Origin of the sequence: Maribacter sp. IgM3_T14_3 (assembly GCF_049603095.1) — a bacterium.
Taxonomy (GTDB): domain Bacteria; phylum Bacteroidota; class Bacteroidia; order Flavobacteriales; family Flavobacteriaceae; genus Maribacter.
The window spans coordinates 4,014,691-4,041,584 of the sequence record NZ_CP187138.1; the positions used below are offsets into that span (position 1 = coordinate 4,014,691).

Consider the following 26,894-nt stretch of genomic DNA (forward strand, 5'->3'; position numbering starts at 1 on the left):
ATTTTTTGGAATTACTGTTCTTGGCTTTGCACCTTTACAGTATGTGTAGTTTTGTTTCTTCCGTGAGAATAAATTATTCCTCTTAAAGGTGAACAATCATTATAGTCTTTGCCATGACAAACCTTTATATGATTCGTATTTGCCAAAATATTATTAGTGGGGTCAAAACCTTTCCAACCAACTTGTGGAATATAACATTCTGCCCATGCATGCATTTGAGAATCTCCTAAAAGCCCATGTTCTTGATTTAAGTATCCAGACACATATCTTGTAGGTATACCATTCTGTCTTGCTATAGCACAGAATAAATGTGTAAAATCTTGGCAAACACCTTGTTTGACTGATATTATGTCAGTCAATTTTGTGTCAACCTGAGTTACACCTGTTTTAAATTGTAAATGAGTAAAGGTCCATTTATTCAACTCTTGTAGATTTTCGAAAATTGTGTTTGATAAATTAAATTCAAAAATCGAATCTACGTCGTTTGGTAGCTTGGTTAGCGGTGTACTTCTTAGAAAGGCTTCAAAATTAATTTTAAAGATTAATTCATTAATTTCTTTATATGCCAAAGAATCATTTATTTCTAAAGGAAAATTAAAGGGGTCTGTATGGTCTTTTATAAAACTAAACTTTGCTTCAAAATTAATTTTCTTGAATTTTTTCTTTGAATGCACTCGTATCGCTCTAAAACCATATCCGTTTATTGAAAATTCATTTACAGCAAATAATGAATTGGAAAATTCAACATCGATATGATGCTGAGTATTGTTTTCCATAGGAATAATCAGAAATTGCCAATAGGCATCATTTACCCAATTCTCATATGTATTTTCTGTTCTATAGGTTATATTATATTGGTTTGGCATAATAATCAAAGATACCCCTAATAAATGGTCTTAATAGTTAAAAAACTCTTCATCAACTTTGTTGCTTATTTTGACTAGGCTATCTAAAATATCTTCAATAAATGATTTAATATCCTTTTCTATTTCTTCAACATATTTAAACTCATATTCTGCTCTGACCCTGCCAATTAAAAACGCGGTTGAATCGTTGTTATATCGTTTTTCGGGGTTAAGCATTCTTACATGCTCGTTTACTTGATTTAATGAATTCATAACTGATCTTGGGCAATTAGGGTTTAAAATCAAAAATTCTAGGGTAGTTATGCTAGTAGGTGTTTTTTTGTAAAATCTACGCATCATATCATATGATTCTGCGCATTTTAAGAGTGTTGTCCATTCAAAACTTTTACTAAATTTATCACCATGACTTCCTTGAGATAATAGAGCATCGTTGTACTTAGAATTTATCATTCGGGTTATTTGTGTAGCCCGCTCAATATTTACACCCATCATTATAATTGCATAGACAGAATCATGTAGCAACGTTCCTCTTATTTTACCACGTAATATTGCTGTCATTTCTGCAATGTTACTTGTAAAGTCATGAAGCCCATTCTTTACAAAAACTTCTTTTGGGTAATTAAGAACGAAATGGTAAAATTTATTAATTGCTTCGTATAGCTCTGTAGATATTAAATCTCGCGCACTATTTGCGTTTTCCCTAGCTAGTTTTACCGTGCTTATGATCGAAAAAGGATTGTTAGGGTCTAAACCGATACTATATAATACATCTTGTTCTTTAAGAAACTTATTCTCATCTTTCTCGGGGTCGCCGAGCATAAATAGCATTGATCTTAATACAAACTGTCTATCTTGCGATTTTATATTAGGTGCATCTAAAGATGAAAAATAGTTCACGTTCAAATAACGTGCAACATGTTCTGAGCGTTCAATATAACGACCCATCCAGAATAAATTATTGGCTACTCTTGCTAGCATATTTTTTTATTATTTTTTTAATACCCATGTATCTTTCGAACCACCACCTTGAGAAGAATTTACTATTAAATTTCCTCTTTTTAATGCTACTCTAGTTAATCCTCCTTTTAATACAAATTCTTTGTCTTTGCCTAGAACTGTGTATGTTCTTAAATCTACATGGCGTTGTTCAAAAGATTCAGTTTCATCTATGTATGTTGGGTGAACACTTAGGGACATAATTGGCTGTGCCACATACTTTCTTGGGTTCTCCTTAATTTCAGCTTTTACTTTTTCAATTTCTGCTTTGGTTAATTTGTTACCTATAGAAATGCCATAGCCACCTGCCTCATCAACCGGTTTTATAACTAATTCGTGTATATGCTCTAGTACGTATTTCAACTCATCTGGTCTACTACAATGGTAGGTATGAACATTGTTAAGTATTGGTTCTTCGTCTAAATAATATTTAATGATTTGTGGCATATAGGTATACACAGCTTTGTCATCGGCCACACCAGTTCCTGGGGCATTTGCTAAAGTGACGTTTCCTTTTTTATAAGCAGCAAATAAGCCTGGCACACCAAGGGCTGAATCTGGTCTAAATTCTAAAGGATCTATAAATTGGTCATCAATTCGTCTGTAGATGACATCAACTTTTTCAGGACCTTTTATAGTTTTCATATAAACGAAATCGTTCTCCACAAATAAATCGCGACCTTCTACCAATTCCACACCCATGGTCTTCGCTAAATACGAATGCTCATAAAACGCAGAATTGTACATACCAGGCGTTATTACAACCACATTTGGTACATCTACGCCTTTTGGTTTAACGGATTCAAGTAATTCTAATAGATTTTCTGCATAGTTGGTAACAGAATAGGTTTGATAGTGATTAAAAACTCCAAATAGAGCTTTTTTAAGGGCTGTGCGATTACATATTACATAACTAACACCAGATGGGCACCTAATATTATCTTCTAATACATAGTATTTACCATCATTATGTTTAATAATATCAATACCAGAAATGTGATTATAAATACCACCTGGAGGATTTATGCCGTTCATCTGATCTAGGTAGTTGGCTGACGATGTAATTAAATCTAATGGAACAATTTTATCCTTTAGTATTTTTTTGTCATGATAAATATCCCATAGAAATAAATTTAAAGCCTTACTTCTCTGTATGGATCCACGCTCTATTATATCCCATTCTTTATGGTCAATTATACGGGGAAATAAATCAAACGGAAATATTTTCTCTTGTACATTACTATCACCATACACCTGAAATGTAATTCCTTGATTAAAAAAAGAAGATTTAGCCTTAGAGTTTAAATTTACATAATCACTTATCGTGTGTTCTCCATAAATTTCGAAAAGCTTTTGGTATATTTCTTTTACTTTTCCTTCCTTATCATAAATTTCGTCATACAAATCTGGGTTTCTTTGATAAGAAGAGAATATTTGATTTTCAATGTTGGCCATAGAAATTGTTTTTGTAAAAGGTACATGATAAAACGTAATAAACAAATGGTATTTTTGTAATAATTGATAGTATTTTTATTCATTATGTAATTATTCAATAGCTTTTTTAACAAGATTGGTAATTATAATTTAGTTTACTCTATATGTTTTTCATTCGTAAGTTTTTCTATACTTTTAAACAAAACTAATAAGAGAATGAGAAAGAATTATATGCTTTTGGTCGGGTTTTTAATACTGTCCTTTAATTTGTTATCTGCTCAGTTCAGTGATAAGAAGAAAAATTTTGTCAAGTATGAAGGTCTTTATGATTTCTATTATGACGGCGAAACCGATAAAATTTATTTGGAGGTCGATAATTTAGAAGAGGAGTTTTTATATGTCTACTCTTTAAGCAGTGGTATTGGTAGCAATGATATTGGTTTGGATCGAGGTCAATTAGGAGATGAACAAGTAGTCTTTTTTAAGAAAGCTGGTAACAAACTATTGTTGGTTCAGCCGAATATGAAATATAGGGCGATTACCGATAATGAATTAGAACGTAAATCTGTAGAGCAGGCTTTTGCTAAATCAGTTTTATTCGGTTTCCCAATTGTAGAAGGGAAAAGTGGTACATATGTTATTGATATTACTGATTTTTTAATGCAAGATGCTCATGGTGTATCTAACCGTTTAAAAAGAACAGAACAAGGTTCGTATAGTTTAGATAAATCTAAAAGTGCATTTGCTCTTGAAAGAACTAAAGCCTTCCCAAAAAATGTAGAATTTGATGTTACCATGACTTTTACCGGTGAAGCTAAAGGAGGGTATATAAGAAGTGTTGCACCAAATGCAAATTTGGTTACGGTGGCTGAACATCATTCTTTTATTGAGTTACCAGATACTAAATATGAAAAACGTGTATTTGACCCAAGATCAGGTTCTTCTCCTTTTAATTATTACGATTACGCAACGCCAGTAGAATCTAATATTTTAAAGCAATTTATTAGAAGACACCGTTTAGAGAAAAAAGATCCTACGGCAGCAGTTAGTGAAGCGGTTGAACCAATTATTTATTATTTAGACAATGGAACGCCTGAACCTGTAAGGTCTGCACTTTTGGAAGGTGGTCGTTGGTGGAATCAGGCTTTTGAAGCTATTGGTTATAAAGATGCTTTTCAATTAAAAATGTTACCAGACGATGCCGATCCTTTAGATGTTCGGTATAATGTTATTCAATGGGTACACCGCTCTACAAGAGGATGGAGCTATGGTAGTAGTATAACCGACCCAAGAACTGGCGAAATTATGAAAGGTCATGTAAGTTTAGGTAGTTTAAGAATTCGTCAAGATTTCTTAATTGCACAGGCATTAATGAACAAGCCTTTTGCTGAACGAGATGATAATTACCAACCCATGCTAGAAATGGCAATAGCCCGTATTCGTCAGCTGTCAGCTCATGAAATCGGACATACTTTGGGTTTCGCTCATAATTATGCAGCAAGTACTACCAACAAATCGTCGGTGATGGATTATCCGCATCCGCAATTTTCATTAATAAATGGTGAAGTTGATTTTGTAAAAGCCTATGAAGTAGGAATAGGGGATTGGGATAAGGTTACAGTTGCTTATTCTTATCAAAATTTTAATGAAGGTGAAAGCGAGAAAGACGGACTGAACAAAATTTTGGATAAAGCCAAGACTGACGGACTGCGTTATATTACCGATCAAGATGCACGACCACAAGGTAGTGCTCATGTGTTGGCTCATTTATGGGACAACGGTACAAATGTTAGTAAAGAATTAGATGATATGCTGAAGCTGCGCAAAGTGGCTATAAATAATTTTTCTGCAGATAATATTCAAGAAGGTACGCCGTATTCGGTTTTAGAAGATGTATTTGTACCACTTTATTTCTTTCATAGGTACCAGACGGAAGGTGTAGCGAAGGTTATAGGAGGGTTAGAATATAACTATGCTATAAAAGGTGATGGACAAGAAGTTGTTGCTATTGCAGATAAAGCAATGCAAGAAGAAGCGTTAAAAGTTGTTTTAAAGACTTTAGATGCAAATGAAATAGCAATACCTAAAGATAAATTAAGCTTGTTTCCACCACGTGCATTTGGTACGCCAAGAACAAGAGAATCTATAAATGGTAAAACAGGTGTTTCTTTTGATGCATTGTCGGCAGTTGAAACTGCATCAGACATGACGTTGACGTTTTTATTACATCCAGAGAAAGCATCAAGACTAATTCAGCAAAAAGCAATTGCTACCGATAATGTTGGTTTAGATGAGGTTTTAGATAAATTGATTGCAGCAACTATTAATAAGAAACAGAAAGATGCTTATTTGAGCGAAGCCCAGACCATCATTAATTTTAGAGTGTTATTTCATATTATGAATTTGGCAGGTCATACAGATGTGCATCCGCAGGTAAATGCTATTGCATCTCAAAAATTAAAAGAATTGAGTTTTCAATTGGTTAAAGATTCAGGCTCAAATGCAATTAGTGCAGAAATGGTTAAAAGAATTAAAACATTTGGCGAGCATCCAGAATTGTTCAAAGTGATACCTTCGCCAAAGATTCCTGATGGTTCGCCAATTGGAACTAGTTGTTTTCATTAATTCAATTTTTACAATCTGTTATGCTAATTAATCTTATCAGTGATACGGTAACAAAACCTACGCCGGGCATGTTAGATGCTATGATGTCTGCTGCTGTGGGTGATGATGTTTTTAAAGAAGATCCAACAGTAAATGCGTTAGAGGAAAAAGCGGCTAAGCTTTTTGGGATGGAATCTGCGTTGTTTTTTCCTAGTGGTACTATGACGAACCAGACTGCTATAAAATTACATACACAACCAGGCGAACAGTTAATATGTGACAAATATGCTCATATCTATAATTATGAGGGTGGCGGAGTCAGTTTTAATAGTGGTGTCTCATGTAGGTTGGTCGATGGTGATAGAGGTACAATGACGGCTGCTCAGGTTGAGTCAGTTATTAATCCGCCAGATTTTTATCATAGTCCGCTTTCAACATTAGTATGTGTTGAGAATACCGCAAATAAAGGTGGTGGTACCTGTTGGGATTTTCAAGAGCTTCAGAAAATAAGAAAGGTCTGCGATGATTATAAATTAGGATATCACTTAGATGGTGCCCGTTTATGGAATGCCATGGTAGAAAAGAATGAAACGGCATTACAATATGGTCAGTTATTCGATACTATAAGTGTCTGCTTAAGTAAAGGCTTGGGTTGCCCGGTTGGATCTTTGTTGTTGGGCACAAAAGAACATATGCATAAGGCGCTGCGAATTCGTAAAATTTTTGGTGGTGGTATGCGCCAGTCTGGCTTTTTGGCTGCCGCAGCAATATATGCTTTAGATAATAATGTCGATAGATTGGCAGAAGATCATAAAAAGGCAAAAGAAATTGGAAATGCATTAGCATCAAAATCTTTCATAAAAAAGGTTGAGCCTATACAGACAAATATTGTCATTTTTGAAATAGATGAATCTTATATGACCAGTGATCAATTTGTAAATAGCTTAAAGGAAAAGGATATTTTAATCATTGGCATGGGTCAAGGTAAATTGAGAATGGTGACCCATTTAGATTACACAGATAACATGCACGAAGAATTATTAAAGCAATTGCGGCTATTTAATACCTAAGTCAATACTGTTAGAAATATTCAATATTCCATTTTCCATACCGGCTTCAGAGGAGTAAAGTCCGCTGGAGCCGATTATTTTTCCTGTAGAATTTTTTAATTCCACCAAAAATTTCCCATCGGTATTTGTTCTACGTTCAAAAAATTTACCGTTCGCGTTTTTCAGCGCTTTTATATCTTTTATAGTGTTATCTAATTCGTTCTCAGTACTAAACGATACACTCTTTAATAGGGTATTACCATTGTCAGACTTTAAAATGAACTGATAAAACCCGTCTTCTTTTTTGTCAATCTTAATCATATCACTAAAGATAATTAATATTTTCTCTGCTTTTTAGTGACTTTCTAAATAATAGTGTGTCTTAATTATTGAGGCGTTAACCCAGTCGGTTTCAAATTAGAGTTTGACACTAAAATGAAACGACTAAACAGGAAACCTCAAATAAATAATTTCAAATAACCAATTATTAATTTTAAACACTATCAAAATGAAAAAAGTATTATTTCTAGCAGTTGCATTTTCAGCTTCTTTTGCAATGGCACAAGATTTGCCGTCAAATCCAGAACCTGGTAAATGTTATGTTCGTTGTACAACTCCAGATGTTTATGTAAACGAGTCATCAACAATTACAACAAATCCGTCTTACAAGATTTTAAAAACGGTTCCTGCTACATTCAAGACAATTACAGAACGTGTATTAGTGAGAGAAGAAGAAAAAGTACTAACAGTAGTTCCTGCTAAGTGGGGAACAGAAACTGTAACGTATGTATCTAAAGGAGGTGGAAATTCTTTACAGGTGATTCCTGCTTCTTTTTCTCCTAGCACACAAACATTAGAAATAAAGCCAGCGTATGCACAATGGGAATTAGGAGTTGCTGCTCCTGATTGTGAGTCAGGTAACCCTGATGATTGTAGATACTGGTGTTACAAAGGGTATCCTGCACAATTTGAGACAGTTTCAACTCAAGTTCTTGCTAATGCTGCTTCTACTACTAGTTCTCCGTTAGGATCTAAAGATGGATCTTACACTAAATCAGTACTAATTTCTCCTGCATCAGTTGTTGAGAAAATTATTCCTGCTGAGTACAGAGAAATTACTAAAACAGTTTTAGATAAAGATGCTTACACAGTAGAAGAATTAATACCTGCAAAAACTACTACTATCTCTAAAGAAGTATTAAAGGAAAAAGGTGGATTAACTACTTGGAAAGAAGTGGAGTGTGCATTAGTTGAGTACCAAGCTTTACCTATTAACTGGGAGTCTGGTAGCGCAACGTTAACTGCAGAAGCAAGAAACTTAATCGATAACAGATTGTTACCAGTATTGGCTCAAAACCCTGGTGTTAAAGTTGAATTAGCTTCTCATACAGATTCTCAAGGTGGAGCAGCTTCTAACCAAGATCTTTCTGAAAGAAGAGCTAAAGCGGTTGCTGATTACTTAATTACAAAAGGTGTTAATTCTAGTCTTTTAGTAGCTAACGGTTACGGTGAAACTAAATTATTAAACAGATGTAAAGATGGTGTTTCTTGTACTGCAAGAGAGCACGCAGCAAACAGAAGAACTCAATTTAGATTAATTAATAACTAGTACATAGTATATTAATAGGAAAAAGGGCTACGTAAAGTAAGCCCTTTTTTTGTGCTTTATATTTAACTAGCTATAATTCTGCTAGTAGCTGAATAATACTTGTTATCATTATTGATTGACACAATTAATTTTGTACACGGTTAGCTAATAAACTCCGATGGCTATACACTTTTACCGGGATTGTATTTGCGAATGTTTTAAGATTTACTAGAAAGGAATCTCTTGGTTATTCTATTTATTATTTGAAGTATAGAATTCTCTTAGAAGGTCTGTAGCGCATCAATTGCATGTAGTGGCGATTTCTTAACTACTCTTGCAGAGGTTATGCGTTTCGTTTTTGAATGCCTTATTTAATGAATGGTTTATAGGTAGGGATCTTATGGAAATTTATAAAAATAAAAAGGGCTTACATAACGTAAGCCCTTTATTAAAAATTTGAATTTTCGTTTATTTATTATTCTCTAACAGTTTAAGGTGTGAATCTACTACACCGTTCATGCTGTAACCAGATAATTGATCTAATTCATTTCCTTTTGAATCTAACACGGTCAACAATGGAAATACCTTTTTCTTATTCAACTTGGTCAATAATTCTTTATTATGCACCATTTGCTTTTCAGATATCAAATCTCTATTTCTTGGAACATCTACATATAGAAGAATATAGTTGCTTGATAATTCTTGAAACTCATGCGTTTCGAATAAATCGGTCTTTAGCATTTTACATGGCGGACACCAGTCGCTACCTGTAAAATATACGAGCACATTTTTATGCTGCTTTTTTGCTTTTGAAATAGCAGAGTCATAATTAGTAAGCCATTTAGAATCATCTACGTTATTTAAATCTGCTTGAGCAGTTGCCAGCAGCGGAATCATAAATAATAATATAAAGTACTTCATAATCAATATTTTATAGGTTAATACAAATAACCTGCCAATCTTACTTAAATAACGAATCCATGCCAGGAATATTGGGCATGCCGTCTTTGGCTACAGCAGCTAACTCTGTTTCGTTAACGTTAGTTGCCTTTTTAATTGCTTTGTTCAAAGTCATAATTAGATAATCTTCTAATTGCTCTTTGTCTTGCAAAAGACTGTCATCTATTACTATTTTCTTAAGTTCTCTATTGGCAGTAATGGTAACTGAAATTAGATTGTCGTTAGATTTTTCTTCTAAGGTTACGGTATCCAATCTTTTTTTAGTTTCCTCAACTTTTTTTTGGGTCTCTTTAAGTTTTCCCATCATGCCCATCATATCTCCAAACATACTATCAATTTTAGATTTAGGTTGTAAAAGTACTAAAAATAGGAGTATTTCAGTTTTTCAAACTAATAAAACGGGGGTCGATTATTTAGTCTTATTTTTGTCGTCCTATTTTATAATGAAGTTTTTATGACTGCTAAACATCCGCCAAAGGCGAAAAAAATTCCTAAAGAATTAATTATTCATGATGATGTTCGCTTAGATAATTATTATTGGCTAAATGATAAAGAGAATAAAGATGTTATCTCATATTTAGAGGCAGAGAATGCGTATTACGATACCTTAACAGGGCATACCAAAAAGTTTCAAGAAACCTTATTTCATGAAATGAAGGGTAGAATTAAAGAAGATGATTCTTCGGTTCCGTATAAATTAAATGATTACTGGTATAGTACTAGATATGTAATTGGTGGTGAGTACCCGGTGCATTCAAGATTCAAACAAAATTTAGAGGCAGTTGAAGAAATTATATTCAATTGTAATGATATGGCAAAAGGTCATGATTACTTTAGTTTGGGTGGTATCGCTATTAGTCCTGATAATAAATTGGCTGCTTTTGGTGTAGATACCGTTTCTAGAAGACAATATACTTTACAGATAAAAAATCTTGAAACAGGTGCTGTTTTAGAAGATAAAATTGAGAATACGACTGGTGGCGGAGTATGGGCAAACGACAATAAAACATTGTTCTATACTAGAAAAGACCCGGTTACGCTTCGTTCAGATAAAATTTATAAGCATAAACTAGGTACGCCCACTTCTGAAGATGTTCTGATTTTTCATGAAAAGGACGATACGTTTAGCACATTTATTTACAGAACAAAATCGAAGAAGTTTTTGGTAATTGGTTCATTTAGTACCATGACCTCTGAATTTCAAACGCTTTCTACGGATGACCCTGATGGGCAGTTTGAAATATTTTCACCTAGAAAAAGAGGTTTAGAATATACTATTTTTCACTACGAGGATAGTTTCTATATTTTAACGAATATGGATAAGGCATTGAATTTCAAATTAATGAGTTGTTCAGAAGAGAATACAACATCGAATCACTGGCAAGAATTTATTCCGCATCGCGAAGAGGTGCTCTTAGAGGATATTGATATTTTTAAAGAGTATTATGTACTTTCTGAACGTGAAAATGGACTCAATAAAATTAGAATTATCAGATGGGATGGTAAAGAAGAATACTTTCTGCCATTTAAAAGTGAAACATATACTGCATACGTTGGTAGTAACCCTGATTTTGATACAGAAATTTTAAGATACTCTTACAACTCAATGTCAACCCCTAGTTCGGTTATTGATTTTAATATGCGTACCAAAGAAAGAGAAATCAAAAAAGAACAAGAGGTTCTTGGTGGTTTGTTTGATAAAAATAATTACAAAGAGGAACGTTTGTGGGCAACCGCAAGAGATGGTGAAAAAATACCTATGTCGGTCGTTTATAGAAAAGATACCGTTTTAGACGAGCATACACCTGTTCTACAGTATGCTTATGGATCGTATGGTTCAACTATTGATCCTTATTTTTCTACCGTAAGGTTGAGTCTACTAGACCGAGGTTTTGTATTCGTAATTGCACATATTAGGGGAGGTGAGTATTTAGGGCGTCGTTGGTACGAGACTGGTAAATTGTTGCAGAAGAAAAATACATTCACAGATTTTATTGATTGTTCTAAATTTTTAATTGAACAAAAAATGACCAGCACTAACCATTTATACGCTATGGGTGGTTCTGCAGGTGGTTTATTAATGGGCGCAATTATAAATATGCAGCCAGATTTATATAACGGCGTTATAGCGGCAGTGCCTTTCGTTGATGTGGTTACGACTATGTTAGATGATTCTATTCCACTTACTACCGGGGAATATGATGAGTGGGGTAACCCAAATGAAAAAGAATATTATGAATACATGAAATCGTATTCTCCTTATGATAATATAATTGCCCAAGATTACCCGAATATGTTGGTTACAACAGGTCTACATGACTCTCAAGTACAGTATTTTGAGCCTGCAAAGTGGGTAGCAAAACTAAGAGAGTTAAAAACAAATGATCGTCTTTTGCTTATGGATACGAACATGGATGCAGGTCATGGTGGTGCTTCAGGTAGGTTTGAGTCTTTACGCGAGGTGGCCAAAGAATATGCATTTCTTTTAGATTTAGAAGGAAAAATCGCATAATGGAAAAAAAACAGTAAATTTGCATCAGAAATTTTAACAAATTTCGTTTATACAATAACTAAACATTGATCCCCCCTTATGAAAAATGAGATCAGGGCTTACAACAATATATTAGAACTAGTAGGTAATACACCACTAGTTAAATTAAATAAGATAGCCGAAAACCTTACCGGTAATTTTTACGCCAAGGTAGAAGCTTTCAATCCGGGACACTCTTCTAAAGATAGAATTGCGATTCATATTATTGAGCAGGCAGAGAAGGCAGGTTTACTTACCGAAGGCAGTACAATAATAGAAACAACTTCAGGTAATACCGGTTTTAGTATTGCAATGGCAAGTATCATTAAAGGGTACGATTGCATTCTAGCGGTTAGTTCTAAATCATCTCCAGATAAAATAGATATGCTTCGCTCTATGGGCGCAAAGGTATATGTTTGTCCGGCGCATGTAAGTGCAGATGATCCAAGGTCGTACTATGAGGTGGCTAAAAGATTACATAAAGAAACTAAAGGTTCCATATATATTAATCAGTATTTCAATAAACTGAATATGGAAGCGCATTATAAATCTACCGGTCCTGAGATTTGGGAACAAACTGGCGGACAAATAACGCACCTTATCGCTTGTAGTGGAACAGGTGGTACTATTTCTGGTACAGCTCGTTTCTTAAAAGAGCAAAACCCGAATATTAAAGTTATCGGTGTTGATGCTTTTGGTTCAGTATTGAAGAAATATCATGAAACAGGTAAATTAGATACTAACGAAATCTATCCATATAGAATAGAAGGTTTAGGTAAAAATTTGATTCCTGGTGCTACAGATTTCAGTGCTATAGATGAGTTTATAAAAGTAACCGATGCAGAAAGTGCACATACAGCTAGAGAGATTTCTAAAACAGAAGGTATATTTGCTGGGTATACCAGTGGTGCCGTTATGCAGGCTATTAAGCAATTAGACGAACTAAATACATTTGACAAGGATAGTAATGTAGTTTGTATTTTTCCTGATCATGGATCTCGTTATATGAGTAAAATTTATAGCGACCAATGGATGGAAGATCAAGGTTTCATAAATACCGAAACAGTCGAAGAGACACAAGAGATCCAATATATAAAGTAATTTTTATTATAATATCGAATATAAAAAGTGGGTTTATAGCCCACTTTTTTGCATTATAAATAATTTATGAACTTTTATCAAAATTATTTACTTTTGCAAACAGATCCAAATTAAACAATGAAAGACTTATTTGAAAGAATTTTAGCGAATAAAGGCCCTTTAGGCAAATGGGCTTCACAAGCAGAGGGATATTTTGTTTTCCCAAAATTGGAAGGTCCTATTTCTAATAGAATGAAATTTCAGGGGAAAGATGTAATTACCTGGAGTATCAATGACTATTTAGGCTTGGCGAATCTTCCTGAAATTAAAAAGATTGATGGCGAGGCTGCTGCGGAATATGGTGCTGCTTACCCAATGGGAGCTAGGATGATGAGTGGTCATACTGAGTTTCATGAGCAACTAGAGCAAGAATGTGCTGCTTTTGTACAAAAAGAAGCTGCATATTTATTAAACTTTGGTTATCAGGGAATCATGTCGTGTATCGACGCTTTAGTAGGTAAAGACGATATTATCGTTTATGATGTAGATTCTCATGCATGTATTATTGATGGTGTACGTCTGCATATGGGTAAACGTTTTACGTTTAAGCATAATGACATTGAGAGTTTAGAGTTGAACTTGGAACGTGCCACTAAAATGGCAGAACAAACCGGTGGAGGAATTTTAGTTATTTCTGAAGGTGTTTTTGGAATGCGTGGTGAGCAAGGAAAATTAAAAGAAATTGTTGCTCTTAAGAAAAAGTTTACTTTCCGATTATTGGTTGATGATGCACATGGTTTCGGTACGTTAGGTAAGACTGGTGCTGGAGCAGGCGAGGAGCAAGGTGTTCAAGACGATATTGATGTATATTTTGCAACTTTTGCTAAATCAATGGCAAGTATTGGTGCTTTCTTAGCAGCAGATCAAGGTATTATTGATTATTTGAAGTATAATTTACGATCACAAATGTTCGCTAAATCATTACCAATGGTATATGTAAAAGGAGCATTAAAGCGATTAGATATGTTACGTACGCAACCAGAGCTTAAAGCGAAACTTTGGGAAAATGTAGATGCGTTACAAAACGGATTAAAGGAGAAAGGTTTTGATATTGGTTCAACTACTAGTTGTGTTACACCAGTTTACCTAAATGGTAGTATTCCTGAGGCAATGGCGTTAGTAAAAGATTTACGTGAAAATCATGGTATTTTTTGTTCTATCGTTGTTTACCCAGTTATACCTAAGGGATTAATTCTTTTACGTTTAATACCGACCGCTTCGCATACATTACAAGATGTAGAAGAGACGCTAACAGCTTTCTCTGCAATTCGTGAGCGTTTAGAAAATGGTACTTATAAAAGATTGTCTGCAGCAGTAGCTGCCGCAATGGGAGAATAATATCTCATTAATTTATATTAATAAAGCCCGAAATCATTTGATTTTGGGCTTTTTGCTTTTGTCTTTTTTTAGAGAGATTTTCTATAAGTTCTTCTACGTTTGTACACTACTGGGTCAAAATGTTTCCACATTTGCTTAATAGCCAAGTTTTCTTCAAGTTCGGGAGTTCTGTAGCACATGTCAATGCCTTTTTCATTAAATGTTTTATGGTATTCATTGAATATAACAGCGGTAACACCTTTATTTTGATATTCAGGGTCTATGCCTATCAAATAGAAAATAACATCTTTACTATTCTTTTTAGCTTTTAGTAAATGGAACAATCCAAAGGGGAATAACTTTCCTTTTGCTTTTTGCAATGCTTCTGAAAATGAAGGCATAACAATAGCAAAGGCAATTAGTTTATCATCTTTATCTTTCACAAACTTTATATATTCAGGATTTATAAAGCTGATATATTTTTTTTTGAAGTATGCTTTCTGTATTTCTGTAATTGGCACAAATGAAGAAAGCTTAGCATACGTTGCATTAAAAAGGTCGAACATTTCGTCTGCCATAGGCATCACCTCTTTGGTCTTGGTAAAATTGACTTCTTTAAGTCCGTAGCGTTTTTTTACTAAATCATTCAACCTGCTAAACAAAGCAGGATCGGCATTTTTTGCAGGAAATTTATTTTCCATGTATTCCTTCTCCTTTACAAAACCTAAATTCTCATAATGATCTTTATAGTAGGCGTGATTGTACCAGGTAATCATAGTGCCAATGTGATCAAAACCTTCTATTAAAACACCTACTTTGTCTAAATTAGAAAAGCCTACTGGGCCTTCCATATATTCTAGATTATGCTCTTTGCCAATTTGGGCTACTTTATCCAAAAGTGCTTTTGAAACTGCTGGGTCATCAACAAAATCGAACCAGCCGAAACGCATTTTTTTTACATTCTGTTGATTAATTTCTAGGTGATTGATCACTGCTGCTACACGACCAACTATTTTCTCACCGTCTTTAGCCAGAAAAAACCAAGCTTCGGCATCTTTAAAAACCGGATTTTTATCTTTATCAAAGCTTTCTAGCTCATCATTTATAATGGGTGGCACCCAATACTTGTTGTTTTTATATAGCGAAAACGGAAAGGTTACAAAGCGTTTTAAGTCTTGCTTTGTTTTAGCTTCATGTAGTGTGATCATTGAACTTCTTTAGAAGTGCCAATATTAGTGATATTAATCTACAATGTAAAGTGGTAAAGACTGAAAAATGAGATGCGTTGCAGCGAATTAGAAGTCTATCTCGCCACTATCCTTCTTTTTTTTCTTTTCGGCTTTCTTTAATTTTTTAAGTTGCTTTTTAGAAGGACCAAGGTCAATATCTTCGGCGCCGTTACCTTGCTCTTTATTCTCCTTCTTTTTCTTTTTCATTGCCTTCTTATCAATCGCTCCGCCATTTTGGTCAGCTTCTTGATCTTCAATGGGTTTAAGAGTGTCTTTATGAAAGTCCATTCTATATGAACCACCAAATCCGAAGAAAATACGGGATGGGGTGTTTTTTAAGCTAGCACCCATATTAAAGTCTAACTGTAGATTTTCTTTAAGTAAATGCGCTATACCACCACGAATCAATAAATCGGCGTAGCGATCGCTTTGTATGCCTTGGTGTTCAACGAACACACTCCATTTAGGGTTTCTAAAGGCGTGCGATAATGAAATGGTATAACTTAATTCTGGATCATCTGTAGTGATGCGGTCATATGCCGTATTAGTGATCAACACAAACCTAGGGGTAATTCTACTTTGGGTAGCAATCATACCTCGGTAAGATATTGTTGGTTCACCTATGTAAAAAGGATTATCGCAAAGTACAAAGTTAGCGCCACCGTAAAGTGATACCGCAGGTAAAAGGTTTTTTAATTGAAATTTATTATTTGCTCGCCAGCTATACAGATTAGGCTTATTTGCTTCAGGATTTTTAAAGGGATCATAAACAAGAAATTTCAATCCTAATCTATTTCTAGAGAAATCTCTTCGTTTGCCTAACAGGTCAAAATTAGAAAAGGTTATGTTTTGATCCTGAAAAGTGCCTTCGTAATTCAGTTCTAGTTTTTCGAATAGTAATCCGTATCGCAATGAAATATCTGTTCCCCAAATATCAGATTGGGTATTTAAAAGTGTATGGTCTCGTTGTTCGTAAAACAAACCCATTTCTGCTTGAACAACATTTTTACCTACGGCATAGGCACTGACGGATACGCCAGGTCTATTAGAATTTATTACATCTGTATATTGAGAGATGGCTACCAATGGTAGAAGAAAAAGTATGCTTAATACGTATTGATATGATTTAGAGTAGGCAAAAAGACTATTCATGAACACGATTTTATAATTATTTTAATAGTATGATTCTTTATATACAACGTGATAATTGTATTTTTGATATATCTTAAGTAAGAATAAATGGCTTTTTTAAAAACTATATTAATTATTCTTTTGGTGTACTACTTGCTAAAATTTTTGGCAAAGTTTTTTGCACCGAAAATATTAAACTACGCTGCCAAGAAAACAGAATCTCATTTTAGAGAAGCTTTTGATAATCAACGCCCTTCTAATCAAGAGGAAAAAGAAAGTGTAATTATCAATAAAAAACCATCTCGAAAAAAGAACGATTCTGAAAAAGTAGGTGAATACATTGATTTTGAAGAGCTAGACTAGTTATCTTTGTCAAAACACTACTTATTTAGCAAATGAAGCAAGGCTTAAAATTCTTTTTCATCCATTTTTTTGTTGTCGTATTTTTTATCATTGCTGCATTAGCATATTTCAGCCCGGTACTACAGGGTAAAGTAATGTACCAGCATGATATTGCCCAATATACGGGTATGGCAAAGGAGCAGAACGATTTTAGAAAATCTACTGACCAAGAACCATATTGGACCAATAGTGCTTTTGGTGGTATGCCAACGTATCAATTAGGAGCGAATTATCCACATAACTACATTAAAAAATTAGATAGGGTTATTCGTTTTTTACCAAGACCTGCAGATTACCTGTTCTTATATTTTATAGGTTTTTATATTCTATTATGCTGTTTGAAAGTTGACTATAGACTAGCAATTGTAGGGGCTTTGGCATTTGGTTTTTCTACATACCTTATTATTATATTGGGCGCAGGGCATAATGCAAAGGCTCATGCCGTCGCCTATTTACCTATTCTTTTAGCTGGTATTGTACTTGTTTTTAGAAAAAAATATCTTTGGGGTTTTGTTTTGACAGCCCTGGCAATGGCTCTTGAGATTACTGCGAACCATTATCAAATGACCTATTATTTTATGCTACTTATTCTCATTTTAGGGATAGTGTATTTGATATATGCCATAAGAGATAAGCAGTTAAAACACTTTTTTGCATCTGTTGGTATATTATTATTAGCTGTTACTTTAGGTATTGCTGCCAATGCCACAGGTTTAATGGCTACTAAAGAGTATGCCGATTGGAGTACACGGGGTAAAAGTGAATTGACTATAAACCCAGATGGTTCTCCAAAAGAAGATACTAATGGACTGAGCAAGGCTTATATTACCCAATGGAGTTATGGTATTACCGAATCTTTAAACTTATTTGTGCCAAGACTTTTTGGCGGTGCAAGTCAAGAGAATTTGGGCGAAAACTCAAAATCATATAATTATTTAATTGATAAGGGCTTGGCGCGTTCAAGTGCGTTAGATTTTGTTAGCGGTTTACCATTATACTGGGGCGAGCAGCCGGGTACATCAGGTCCTGCATATTTAGGTGCGGTTATATTTTTCCTATTTATTTTAGGATTGTTCTTGGTAAAAGGCAAACATAAATGGTGGCTTCTTTTTGGGTCACTTATGTCATTAGTGTTATCATGGGGTAAAAACTTTAGTGCATTAACTGATTTTATGATTGACTATTTTCCGCTATATGATAAATTTAGAGCGGTGTCATCTATTCAAATTGTACTAGAACTTTGTGTGCCTGTGTTGGCAATTTTAGCTTTAAATAAATTATTTAAGGACAAAGTTCCGCAAGCGGATAAAATGAAATCTTTAACCATTGCAACAGTAATTGTTTTGGGATTAGGCGTTGTTTTATTCATATTTAAAGGTGCTTTCCACTTTGTTGGTGTCAATGATGATAATCTTAGAATGACCGGCTTAGAAGAATTACCAGAGATGCTTCGCTTAGATCGTAAAAGTGTCTACACAAGCGATTTGTTGCGTTCTTTGGCTTTTGCACTTGGTACAGCATTATTGATTTGGTTGTATTTAAAAGAGAAATTGAAAATGAATCTTTTGATCATTGCCATTGGTGTATTAGTAGTTGTCGATTTGGTAGGGGTAGATTTAAGATATGTAAACAATGATAATTTTGTATCTAAACGTAAAATGTTAGAGCCTTTTCAAGAAACTACTGCTAACAAAATTATTGCTAAAGATGATGGAGTTTACCGTGTTTTTGATCAAACCGATGGCTTCGATTCTGCTAAAACCGCTTATTTTCATCAAAGTATAACTGGTTACCATGCAGCGAAACCCGCTGGTATGCAAGACTTATTTAATTTTCATGTGTATAATGGAAACTTGTCTGTGTTGAACATGATGAACATTAAATATGTGATCAGACAAGATCAAGATGGTAATTCTTTTCCTATAGAAAATCCGAATGCAAATGGTAATGCTTGGTTTGTTTCTCAATTACAACCCGTTGCCAATGCAGATGAAGAGATTATGGCTTTAGATAGTTTAGCTACTAAGAATGTGGCGGTTGTTAATTCTTCTAAGTTTTCTGACATTTATCCATTGACTTATCAAGTTGATTTTACAGCTTCAATCGCACTAATTGATTATGAGCCTAATCATTTAACGTATACTTCTAAAAACAGTAATGAAGGTGTAGCTGTATTTTCCGAGATGTATTATAAAAATGGGTGGAATGCATATATCGATGGAAAAGAAAGCGATTATTTTAAAGTTAATTATGTATTAAGAGCCTTAAAAATACCTTCAGGTGAGCATAAAATCGAGTTTAAATTTGAGCCGGAAGTAGTTGTAATAGGCAGTAAAATTACATTAGCGAGTACTATTCTATTAGGTCTTGTTATTGTTGGCGGATTCGGATTTTCTTTTTGGAGGTCTAAAAAAGAAGAAGAAGCATAATGAGAAAGGTGCTGGTCATTACTTATTATTGGCCACCTGCTGGCGGACCGGGAGTTCAACGTTGGTTAAAATTTGTAAAATACCTTAGAGATTTTGGTGTTGAACCGGTATTGTATATTCCTGAGAATCCTCATTACCCTTTGATAGATGAGTCTTTTGTGAACGATATTCCCAAAGATTTAATAATCTACAGACATAAAATTAAAGAGCCTTACCGAATTGCTTCATTATTTTCTAGTAAGAAAACTAAACGTATCAGTTCTGGTATTATTAAATCTAAAAATCAATCTGGGCTAGAAAAGATATTACTTTGGATTCGTGGGAATCTATTTATACCTGATGCCCGGAAATTTTGGGTGAAACCATCTGTTAGTTTTTTGAAAGGCGTTTTAGAAAAAGAGGGGATAGATACTATAATTACTACGGGCCCTCCACACAGTGTACATTTAATAGGTTATTATTTAAAACAAGCAAAATCATTAAAGTGGATTGCAGATTTTCGTGATCCATGGACAACCATAGGATACCATAAAAAGCTAAAACTAACTTCCGCTGCAGAGAAGAAACATAAAAAACTAGAGTCTGATGTCTTAAATACTGCAGATAAAATTATTGTTACCAGTACTACAACCAAGCAAGAGTTTCAGCAAATTACTAGTCAGCCAATTCAAGTAATTACAAACGGTTATGATGGTGATGTATCAACACAGGTAGAACTTGATACTAAATTTACTATATCCCATATCGGTTCATTGTTAAGTGGTAGAAACCCACTAAACCTGTGGAAGGTGTTATCTGAATTAATAACGGAAAATTCAAGTTTCAAAGAAGCGCTTAGTATACAGTTTATTGGTGTGGTAAGTGATGAAATTTTGTCCTCAATTGACGAAATGGGCTTGAAAGATTATATTGAAATTTTAGGTTATGTTTCTCATGAAAAAGCATTAACCTATCAAAAGTCATCTCAAGTTTTGTTATTGGTAGAAATAGATTCGCAAGAAACTGTCGGAATTATTCCTGGTAAGTTATTTGAGTATATGGCGGCTAAACGCCCTATAATAGGTGTAGGACCAAAAAATTGGGAAGTTGGTAAAATAGTAGAACAAACAGAAACGGGGTATATTTTTGAGCATTCTGATGACACTACTTTAAAAAACGTACTTTTAAATTGGTTTGAGCGGTTTCAAAATAACGATCTACAGATATCTTCTAATACTATTGAGAAATATAGTAGAAGAGAACTCACTCGAAAATTAGTTGAATATATTTAATGGGCATTGTACTAAAACAATCGTTGAACAATACTATTGTAACCTATGTGGGTTTTGCAATAGGTGCAATCAATACCTTGTTTTTGTACACGAATTTTATGCAACCCGATAACTACGGACTCATACAGGTAATCTTGTCAGTTTCTGCTGTTTTAATGCCTATTTTAGCATTTGGTGTACCGAACAGTTTAGTTAAATTTTACTCTGGTTTTAAAAGTGAAGAGAGCCAAAATTCGTTTTTGACCCTTATGTTGCTTCTTCCTTTAGCACTCATTATTCCTATTGCAGCGCTCAGTTATGTAACTAATGAAGCCATTGGAAATTTGCTTTCAAAACAGAACGATATCGTACGAGACTATGTGTGGCATATTTTTCTAATTGGTTTTGCAATGGCATATTTTGAAGTCTTTTATGCTTGGGCGCGTATAAAGATGAAATCTATGTTTGGCAATTTTATGAAAGAATTGTTTTGTAGAATAGGGCAAACTGCATTGTTGATTTTGCTATGGATGAAGATTATTGATATTGATTTTTTTATTAATGCATTGGTCGGGTTTTATCTAGTTCGAGCACTTATTATGAAATTTTACGCCTACAAAATTCGCAAGCCGTTATTGAATTTCACCTTACCCAAAAACTGGAAGACTATTGTAAATTATAGCGCCCTAATTATTCTTGGTGGCTCTACAGCTATTGTGCTGATGGAGGTCGATAAGGTGATGTTGAATAATTTTCTAGAACTTGAGAATGTGGCGTTTTATGCTGTTGCTGGATTTATTGCTTCAACCATTGCAGTGCCTTCGAGAGCGATGCATCAAATTACATATCCTTTAACGGCTAACTATTTAAATAATAATGATAAACCAGCATTAGCACAGTTATATAAAAAAAGTTCGTTGACGCTGTTTATTGTTTCTGGTATTTTGTTTCTATTGATTTTGCTTAATTTAAATGAGCTATATCAATTATTACCCGAAAAATATTCTGGCGGCTTCATGATTGTTTTTTGGGTTGGTCTTGCAAAAGTATATGATGCTCTTCTAGGGAATAATAATTCTATTCTGTTCAACTCTGATTACTACCGTTCTATATTGTTTTTTGGGGTTCTGTTGGCTTTTTTGGCTATTGCATTTAACCTTTGGTTAATACCAACTTACGGTATTGATGGCGCCGCTATTGCTAGTTTTAGTGCATTTTTCATCTATAATACCTTAAAAATCGGGTATGTAAAATCGAAATTTAAAATGATTCCGTTTACGAGAGAGACGCTTCAAGTGTTGTTATTATTGATAAGTATTGCAGCTATTTTTTCTATAGTTTCATTTCCCTTTCACCCAATTGTAAACATTATTTTAAAAAGTATATTGATGATTGTCTGCTATGTGGGTGCGCTATATCGTTTTAAAATATCTGAAGACGTATATGGCTTTCTAAGCAAGTTCTTAAAACGCTAATTACATTTGGCTTGCAGCTTGTCTATTTGGTTTCTGAATACCATATTGCTGTTTATATATTTTTACGATTATTAAAAATAGATTGATAATTAACGGACCAAAGATCAATCCAACAAATCCAAATAACGGTATACCAATTAAAACGCCTATTAAGGTAACCAACGGGTGAGTGCTATCTAATTTTTTAAGTACAAACAAACGAATAACGTTATCGGTCATGCCTACAACTAAGATACCGTAAAGTAGAATTCCCCAAGCTTGAAAATCATCTCCGCTCGTGAGACTCAATACAAACACCGGAAAAATGCCTATGAAAGTGCCTATAAACGGAATCATAGATCCAACGGTGACAATTACAAACCAAAATAAGGGGTTTTCTACCCCGAAAATGAAAAACCCAATTAACGCTATAATACCTTGAGCGATTGCTACCAATGGTATGGCTATGGCATTTGAACGTACAACGCTATCAATCTCTTTGCCTAAAGTAATAAGATTCTTGTTGCTTAAAGGAATGTATTCTAGAAGTGAATCTTTTAATTGTTTCGGACTTTTTAGCATGTAATAAAGCAGAAATAATAAAATACCGAGAGAAATTAATATATTGAACGTGCCGCTTGCAAAACCAGAAAGATTATCTGTTAACCAACCTGATGCTTGTTCTGGATCGATGGCAGAAGAAATATCATATTGAACATATTTCTCTAATTGAAATAATTGATGTTTAAAGGCTTTGGTAACTTGTTCAGATTTATCGGCGAAATCTCCCAATTGTGAACTAAGCATGAAACCAGCGCCGGTTAAAGGAATAAAGATACCTATGAATGCAGCTAAAATTAGAAGCATCGCCGCCCATGATTTTTTTAATCCTTTATTGATTAATTTGAGCATCCATTTTCTAAGTACAACATACAATGTCAACGCACCTAGTACACCTGAGATATAAGGCAGCATATATTTTATAATGAGTCCGCCTAGAAAAACTATCAATTCTAGTATTATAAGTTGTCTAAGAATTTTATGGTTGATTTTTTTCATAAAGGTATTTTCAAGAGAATTCTAGAATTGGACGAAAATTAGGTTTATATACTTAGGGAGATTAACTCACTTGGGTATATTAGTAGTCCAAAAATATATCATGTAGATTTCTGTGAAATAGTGATAAACCTCAATCCATTGTTGCATTTTTTGGAAAATAATTTCTGTTTCTTGTAACAATTTATTATTCATTTACACTTATAGAAAGTCTATAAACTTTATTCTATGAAAAATAGTAACCTTCTTCAAAAAATAGGAATAGTAATTATTATAGTTTCATGGTCAGTAAGACTTATTGGTAAATTTTTATATGCAGAAACCAACGAAATATTATCTGATGTTACTCTGGTAAGTTTAGTTGGAATTGGAATCTGGATTGTTGGATTTTTTAAAAAAGAAAACGATAAGAAAAAGAAAATTTTTAATGAAAATTCTTCGCTAGATTCTTAAATCCAAAAATTTGGCAATTGTACTTTTAAATTGGTTTAGGCAAATTGACAATGCACTGTAAATCAATTGTTACGTTGCACGATGTGATTAATTTGAAAAAAATATCACGATATTGAAAAAAGATGAAATTATGATTTCGGAATATTAGCATTACGCTGGTATTTGATTTTTTATATGATTAAGTATGGTTGGAGTAAATTGACTTTAGGTCAGTTTGGAGTCTACGACGCATCAATTTTAGAACAACCAATTAAAGATATTGATAGTTTTTATGTAGCATGGCATCTCTTTGGAAGAAGTGCATTTTTTAATATTTCAACTGGTGTTTTAGAAATTATAGGCGGATTATTACTGATTTTTAACAGAACTGTACTAATTGGAGCTTTATTAGTTTTATCAATTTTAACTCAAATTTTAATTATAGACATAGCCTTTACGACTGGTGTTCTAGGTTTAGCGCTTCCAATAAGAATTTGTGGAATGATTTTATCTGATTTGATAATTTTATTATATTATAAAGACAAAATTATAATTGCGTGGAAAAGTTTAACAACCGGAATTGGCACAAAATTTAAATTCAAATGGTGGGTATTTATTATTTTACCTATTATTGGTTTTTTAATGGACTTTATTTTTGCTATTCTTACTATGCCTATTAAGTTATTCCTAAATTGGATTTTGAAATAAACTAATGGAAGCAACCTTTTTAAGTATTAGGGTAAAGAGTGTTTAAACCACTGATAATAGTCTTTTTTCCAGGGCTCTAAATTTTTAAATTTCCGATTTTTTAGAAATAAAATAAATAGTAAAATTTATTAATTTGGCTTGTTTTTATCCGAATATGGTTTGCAACGGATTTCAGCCTTGCTATTTTCATATATGACCGTAATGCAATTAAAAGAAACCCACATTTCGAAGAAGAATACTACCCCTGTAAGGTTGCAAGAATATGGAGTAGGGGTATTTCAACAAATTTCTACCAAATCGGCTTTAAAAAAAGCGATAAAGAAAAATTTGCTATTAGTAGATGGTTCAATTGCTACAACGGCTACATTAATTGCAGGTGGTGAGGTGATTGAGTATCATCATCCATTAGAAAATGAAGCTAAAACGCGTTTACTATTAAAGCTAGAGGTTGTATACGAAGATGATTATATCGCAGTAATTAATAAACCAGCAGGAATTTTAGTAAGCGGTAACAACTTTAAAACTGTTGCTAATGCGCTTTACCAAAATTTAAAAATGAGTTCTGCTGAAGATGCTGTAAGTCCCCAACCTTGTCATCGATTAGATTATGCTACTACAGGTTTACTTTTGATAGGCAAAACGAGTACGTCTATAACGAAGTTAAACCGGTTATTTGAACGTAAAGAAATTGAGAAAATTTACTTTGCAGTAACTATGGGCGCTATGAAAGAGACTGACCATATTGATTTACCTATTGATGATAAACCGGCAAGTTCATCATATCAAGTATTAAAAAGTGTTATCTCTGAACGTTTTTCATTTTTGAATTTGGTTAAACTGAGTCCCCATACAGGTAGAAGACATCAACTAAGAAAACATTTATGACACTATCCCATTAACTGTGTAAGTTAAAAATAACAGGGGTTGGACTTTTATCTAAAGTCTGACCCTTTTTTCATAGATCGTCAGGAACTGATTTAGGATTATGCCCCAGTTCCTTACAGGCATCGACCACTTTTTGGTGGCCTCCCTTACCGCCAAATATACGGATTTCATCACGGCATCGTCCGTCGGGAAGGACAGCTTGTTCTTGGTGTACTTCCTGATCTTGCCGTTCAGGTTCTCGATAAGGTTGGTGGTATAGATTATTTTCCTGATCTCGATGGGGAACTCGAAGAACACGGTAAGCTCGTCCCAGTTGTCCCTCCAGCTTTTGACGGCATAGGAGTACTTCCCTTCCCATTTGTCCGCAAAGTCCTTTAGGGCGGCCTTCGCCGCAGCTTGTGTAGGTGCGTTGTAGATAAGTTTCATATCTGTTGTAAAGGCTTTTTTGTCCTTCCAGACAACGTACCTACAGGCATTCCTTATTTGATGCACCACACATATCTGGGTCTTGGATTCGGGGAACACGTTCTTGATGGTCTGGGTGAACCCGTTCAGATTATCGGTTGCGGTTATCAGGATGTCCTCGGTGCCACGGGCGCGTATATCGGTCAGTACGCTCATCCAAAAAGCGGCGGACTCGTTCTTGCCCAACCAAAGCCCAAGGACCTCTTTCTTACCGTCCCTGCGCAATCCTACCGCGATATAGACCGTTTTGTTGATGACCTTCGAGTTCTCGCGTACCTTGAACACGATCCCGTCCATCCAGACGATAAGGTATATCGGTTCCAATGGCCTGTTCTGCCAAGCGACGATGTCCCCGGAGATCTTGTCGGTTATCCTCGATATGGTGGATGTGGAGATATCGAAGTTGTAGACCTCCCGTATCTGCTCTTCGATATCGCTGTTGCTCATTCCCTTGGCATAGAGCGATACGATCACGTTCTCGATACCGTCGACCATATTACCGCGCTTGGGCACGATCATGGGGTTGAAACTGGCATCCCTGTCCCTTGGCACCGCGATCCTTGATTCCCCGAAGGAGGTACGGACTTTTTTGGTCGAATGGCCGTTACGTGTGTTCCCGTTCCTGGCCTTTCCATGTTTGTCATAATCGAGGTGGCCGTCAAGCTCGCCTTCCAGCATCTTCTCGATACCACGTTTTTGGAGTTCTTTCAGAAAACCGTTCAGCTCGTCACCGGTCTTGAACTGTTTTAAGAACTCATCGTTGAATAATTCCTCTTTCTTCATAATGGTGTGAAAATTTAAAGTTAAAAAAATAGCGGGGGCATGCCCCCGCTATTTTTTTATTTACACACTTTATGAGATAGTCCTACATTTATTATCTATTGGGAATCCTATTTTGGGGGATGCCACCTATTTTTTGGAGAAATTGCAATTAAAAGGGAAAGGTCTGTATTTACATGCGATTTCACT

At 34.5% G+C, this 26,894-nt stretch carries 23 protein-coding genes; 13 read left to right on the top strand and 10 right to left on the bottom strand.

Going from position 1 to position 26,894, the window contains the following annotated elements; genetic code table 11:
- Window positions 1-11 precede the first annotated feature (11 nt).
- The 3 genes from ACPF9A_RS17730 to ACPF9A_RS17740 are packed head-to-tail and all read right to left on the bottom strand — an operon-like array spanning window position 12 to window position 3,317.
- The gene (locus ACPF9A_RS17730) at window positions 12-866 is read right to left on the bottom strand and encodes a transglutaminase-like domain-containing protein (protein ID WP_423998992.1); all 855 of its coding nucleotides are present in this window, start codon (window positions 864-866) and stop codon (window positions 12-14) included.
- Between the two features lie 30 nt (window positions 867-896).
- Window positions 897-1,844 carry an alpha-E domain-containing protein gene (locus tag ACPF9A_RS17735; RefSeq protein ID WP_423998994.1) on the bottom strand — a complete coding sequence of 316 codons (948 nt, stop codon included), beginning with the start codon at window positions 1,842-1,844 and terminating at the stop codon, window positions 897-899.
- 9 nt (window positions 1,845-1,853) lie between these two features.
- Window positions 1,854-3,317: a circularly permuted type 2 ATP-grasp protein gene (locus tag ACPF9A_RS17740; RefSeq protein WP_423998996.1), complete on the bottom strand. Its 1,464-nt coding sequence runs from the start codon at window positions 3,315-3,317 to the stop codon at window positions 1,854-1,856.
- 195 nt (window positions 3,318-3,512) lie between these two features.
- Between ACPF9A_RS17740 and ACPF9A_RS17745 the strand changes: the two genes are divergently transcribed.
- Together ACPF9A_RS17745 and ACPF9A_RS17750 are read left to right on the top strand one after the other, a co-directional pair.
- Window positions 3,513-5,921, top strand: coding sequence for a zinc-dependent metalloprotease (locus tag ACPF9A_RS17745; RefSeq protein ID WP_423998998.1), 2,409 nt, complete (start codon window positions 3,513-3,515; stop codon window positions 5,919-5,921).
- A 20-nt stretch (window positions 5,922-5,941) separates the two neighbouring features.
- Window positions 5,942-6,970, top strand: a complete 1,029-nt coding sequence (locus tag ACPF9A_RS17750; RefSeq protein ID WP_423999000.1) for a threonine aldolase family protein — start codon at window positions 5,942-5,944, stop codon at window positions 6,968-6,970.
- Here the strand turns inward: ACPF9A_RS17750 and ACPF9A_RS17755 are convergent.
- Window positions 6,956-7,270, bottom strand: coding sequence for a YegP family protein (locus ACPF9A_RS17755; RefSeq protein ID WP_423999002.1), 315 nt, complete (start codon window positions 7,268-7,270; stop codon window positions 6,956-6,958). The two genes, ACPF9A_RS17750 and ACPF9A_RS17755, sit on opposite strands and share 15 nt — an antisense overlap.
- A 187-nt stretch (window positions 7,271-7,457) precedes the next feature.
- Between ACPF9A_RS17755 and ACPF9A_RS17760 the strand changes: the two genes are divergently transcribed.
- Entirely contained in the window at window positions 7,458-8,558 is a 1,101-nt protein-coding gene (locus tag ACPF9A_RS17760; protein WP_423999004.1) for an OmpA family protein, read from the top strand.
- A 447-nt stretch (window positions 8,559-9,005) separates the two neighbouring features.
- Here ACPF9A_RS17760 and ACPF9A_RS17765 read toward each other — a convergent pair whose 3' ends face one another.
- On the bottom strand, window positions 9,006-9,458 hold the full coding sequence (locus tag ACPF9A_RS17765; protein WP_423999006.1) for a thioredoxin family protein: 453 nt from the start codon (window positions 9,456-9,458) through the stop codon (window positions 9,006-9,008).
- Between the two features lie 40 nt (window positions 9,459-9,498).
- Window positions 9,499-9,825: a YbaB/EbfC family nucleoid-associated protein gene (locus ACPF9A_RS17770; RefSeq protein ID WP_423999008.1), complete on the bottom strand. Its 327-nt coding sequence runs from the start codon at window positions 9,823-9,825 to the stop codon at window positions 9,499-9,501.
- Window positions 9,826-9,951: 126 nt separating this feature from the next.
- Between ACPF9A_RS17770 and ACPF9A_RS17775 the strand changes: the two genes are divergently transcribed.
- From ACPF9A_RS17775 to ACPF9A_RS17785, 3 genes are all read left to right on the top strand, one after another.
- Window positions 9,952-12,009 (top strand): S9 family peptidase, encoded by a 2,058-nt coding sequence (locus ACPF9A_RS17775; RefSeq protein WP_423999010.1) that lies wholly within the window; start codon window positions 9,952-9,954, stop codon window positions 12,007-12,009.
- Between the two features lie 78 nt (window positions 12,010-12,087).
- A complete protein-coding gene (locus tag ACPF9A_RS17780) occupies window positions 12,088-13,128 on the top strand; it encodes a PLP-dependent cysteine synthase family protein (RefSeq protein WP_423999012.1) in 1,041 nt (346 codons plus the stop codon).
- A 117-nt stretch (window positions 13,129-13,245) separates the two neighbouring features.
- Window positions 13,246-14,505 (top strand): aminotransferase class I/II-fold pyridoxal phosphate-dependent enzyme, encoded by a 1,260-nt coding sequence (locus tag ACPF9A_RS17785; RefSeq protein ID WP_423999014.1) that lies wholly within the window; start codon window positions 13,246-13,248, stop codon window positions 14,503-14,505.
- A 68-nt stretch (window positions 14,506-14,573) separates the two neighbouring features.
- Here the strand turns inward: ACPF9A_RS17785 and ACPF9A_RS17790 are convergent, their stop codons facing one another.
- Window positions 14,574-15,692, bottom strand: a complete 1,119-nt coding sequence (locus tag ACPF9A_RS17790; protein ID WP_423999016.1) for a GTP cyclohydrolase — start codon at window positions 15,690-15,692, stop codon at window positions 14,574-14,576.
- 87 nt (window positions 15,693-15,779) lie between these two features.
- Complete coding sequence (locus tag ACPF9A_RS17795; RefSeq protein ID WP_423999018.1) at window positions 15,780-16,865, bottom strand: transporter; 1,086 nt, start codon at window positions 16,863-16,865, stop codon at window positions 15,780-15,782.
- A gap of 87 nt (window positions 16,866-16,952) precedes the next feature.
- Between ACPF9A_RS17795 and ACPF9A_RS17800 the strand changes: the two genes are divergently transcribed.
- Genes ACPF9A_RS17800 through ACPF9A_RS17815 form a run of 4 tightly spaced genes read left to right on the top strand, consistent with a single transcriptional unit; the run spans window position 16,953 to window position 22,400 of the window.
- Complete coding sequence (locus ACPF9A_RS17800) at window positions 16,953-17,207, top strand: DUF4834 domain-containing protein (protein WP_423999020.1); 255 nt, start codon at window positions 16,953-16,955, stop codon at window positions 17,205-17,207.
- Window positions 17,208-17,239: 32 nt separating this feature from the next.
- Window positions 17,240-19,675, top strand: a complete 2,436-nt coding sequence (locus ACPF9A_RS17805) for a YfhO family protein (RefSeq protein ID WP_423999022.1) — start codon at window positions 17,240-17,242, stop codon at window positions 19,673-19,675.
- A complete protein-coding gene (locus ACPF9A_RS17810; RefSeq protein WP_423999024.1) occupies window positions 19,675-20,946 on the top strand; it encodes a glycosyltransferase family 4 protein in 1,272 nt (423 codons plus the stop codon). Before ACPF9A_RS17805 ends, ACPF9A_RS17810 begins: the two co-directional genes overlap by 1 nt.
- Window positions 20,946-22,400, top strand: coding sequence for a polysaccharide biosynthesis C-terminal domain-containing protein (locus ACPF9A_RS17815; protein WP_423999026.1), 1,455 nt, complete (start codon window positions 20,946-20,948; stop codon window positions 22,398-22,400). The genes ACPF9A_RS17810 and ACPF9A_RS17815 overlap by 1 nt, the downstream gene beginning before the upstream one ends.
- On the opposite strand, the gene ACPF9A_RS17820 is transcribed toward ACPF9A_RS17815, so the two are convergent.
- Window positions 22,401-23,438, bottom strand: coding sequence for an AI-2E family transporter (locus tag ACPF9A_RS17820; RefSeq protein ID WP_423999028.1), 1,038 nt, complete (start codon window positions 23,436-23,438; stop codon window positions 22,401-22,403).
- A 225-nt stretch (window positions 23,439-23,663) separates the two neighbouring features.
- Between ACPF9A_RS17820 and ACPF9A_RS17825 the strand changes: the two genes are divergently transcribed.
- The 3 genes from ACPF9A_RS17825 to ACPF9A_RS17835 all read left to right on the top strand — a co-directional run bounded on the left by ACPF9A_RS17825 (window position 23,664) and on the right by ACPF9A_RS17835 (window position 25,460).
- Entirely contained in the window at window positions 23,664-23,888 is a 225-nt protein-coding gene (locus ACPF9A_RS17825; RefSeq protein WP_423999030.1) for a hypothetical protein, read from the top strand.
- A 141-nt stretch (window positions 23,889-24,029) separates the two neighbouring features.
- Entirely contained in the window at window positions 24,030-24,575 is a 546-nt protein-coding gene (locus ACPF9A_RS17830) for a DoxX family membrane protein (protein ID WP_424004517.1), read from the top strand.
- A gap of 201 nt (window positions 24,576-24,776) precedes the next feature.
- Window positions 24,777-25,460 (top strand): RluA family pseudouridine synthase, encoded by a 684-nt coding sequence (locus ACPF9A_RS17835; RefSeq protein ID WP_423999032.1) that lies wholly within the window; start codon window positions 24,777-24,779, stop codon window positions 25,458-25,460.
- 51 nt (window positions 25,461-25,511) lie between these two features.
- Here ACPF9A_RS17835 and ACPF9A_RS17840 read toward each other — a convergent pair whose 3' ends face one another.
- Window positions 25,512-26,708, bottom strand: coding sequence for an IS256 family transposase (locus tag ACPF9A_RS17840; protein WP_423997793.1), 1,197 nt, complete (start codon window positions 26,706-26,708; stop codon window positions 25,512-25,514).
- Window positions 26,709-26,894: the final 186 nt, after the last annotated feature.

Excerpts from the sequence above, each read along its gene's own strand:
- ACPF9A_RS17740 (WP_423998996.1), bottom strand. The coding sequence starts at position 3,317 with ATGGCCAACATTGAAAATCAAATATTCTCTTCTTATCAAAGAAACCCA.
- ACPF9A_RS17775 (WP_423999010.1), top strand. The coding sequence starts at position 9,952 with ATGACTGCTAAACATCCGCCAAAGGCGAAAAAAATTCCTAAAGAATTA.
- ACPF9A_RS17765 (WP_423999006.1), bottom strand. The coding sequence starts at position 9,458 with ATGAAGTACTTTATATTATTATTTATGATTCCGCTGCTGGCAACTGCT.
- ACPF9A_RS17810 (WP_423999024.1), top strand. The coding sequence starts at position 19,675 with ATGAGAAAGGTGCTGGTCATTACTTATTATTGGCCACCTGCTGGCGGA.
- ACPF9A_RS17800 (WP_423999020.1), top strand. The coding sequence starts at position 16,953 with ATGGCTTTTTTAAAAACTATATTAATTATTCTTTTGGTGTACTACTTG.
- ACPF9A_RS17750 (WP_423999000.1), top strand. The coding sequence starts at position 5,942 with ATGCTAATTAATCTTATCAGTGATACGGTAACAAAACCTACGCCGGGC.
- ACPF9A_RS17825 (WP_423999030.1), top strand. The coding sequence starts at position 23,664 with ATGAAAAATAGTAACCTTCTTCAAAAAATAGGAATAGTAATTATTATA.
- ACPF9A_RS17780 (WP_423999012.1), top strand. The coding sequence starts at position 12,088 with ATGAAAAATGAGATCAGGGCTTACAACAATATATTAGAACTAGTAGGT.
- ACPF9A_RS17730 (WP_423998992.1), bottom strand. The coding sequence starts at position 866 with ATGCCAAACCAATATAATATAACCTATAGAACAGAAAATACATATGAG.
- ACPF9A_RS17760 (WP_423999004.1), top strand. The coding sequence starts at position 7,458 with ATGAAAAAAGTATTATTTCTAGCAGTTGCATTTTCAGCTTCTTTTGCA.
- ACPF9A_RS17770 (WP_423999008.1), bottom strand. The coding sequence starts at position 9,825 with ATGTTTGGAGATATGATGGGCATGATGGGAAAACTTAAAGAGACCCAA.
- ACPF9A_RS17755 (WP_423999002.1), bottom strand. The coding sequence starts at position 7,270 with ATGATTAAGATTGACAAAAAAGAAGACGGGTTTTATCAGTTCATTTTA.
- ACPF9A_RS17745 (WP_423998998.1), top strand. The coding sequence starts at position 3,513 with ATGAGAAAGAATTATATGCTTTTGGTCGGGTTTTTAATACTGTCCTTT.
- ACPF9A_RS17735 (WP_423998994.1), bottom strand. The coding sequence starts at position 1,844 with ATGCTAGCAAGAGTAGCCAATAATTTATTCTGGATGGGTCGTTATATT.
- ACPF9A_RS17785 (WP_423999014.1), top strand. The coding sequence starts at position 13,246 with ATGAAAGACTTATTTGAAAGAATTTTAGCGAATAAAGGCCCTTTAGGC.
- ACPF9A_RS17820 (WP_423999028.1), bottom strand. The coding sequence starts at position 23,438 with ATGAAAAAAATCAACCATAAAATTCTTAGACAACTTATAATACTAGAA.
- ACPF9A_RS17790 (WP_423999016.1), bottom strand. The coding sequence starts at position 15,692 with ATGATCACACTACATGAAGCTAAAACAAAGCAAGACTTAAAACGCTTT.
- ACPF9A_RS17840 (WP_423997793.1), bottom strand. The coding sequence starts at position 26,708 with ATGAAGAAAGAGGAATTATTCAACGATGAGTTCTTAAAACAGTTCAAG.
- ACPF9A_RS17835 (WP_423999032.1), top strand. The coding sequence starts at position 24,777 with ATGCAATTAAAAGAAACCCACATTTCGAAGAAGAATACTACCCCTGTA.
- ACPF9A_RS17795 (WP_423999018.1), bottom strand. The coding sequence starts at position 16,865 with ATGAATAGTCTTTTTGCCTACTCTAAATCATATCAATACGTATTAAGC.
- ACPF9A_RS17815 (WP_423999026.1), top strand. The coding sequence starts at position 20,946 with ATGGGCATTGTACTAAAACAATCGTTGAACAATACTATTGTAACCTAT.
- ACPF9A_RS17805 (WP_423999022.1), top strand. The coding sequence starts at position 17,240 with ATGAAGCAAGGCTTAAAATTCTTTTTCATCCATTTTTTTGTTGTCGTA.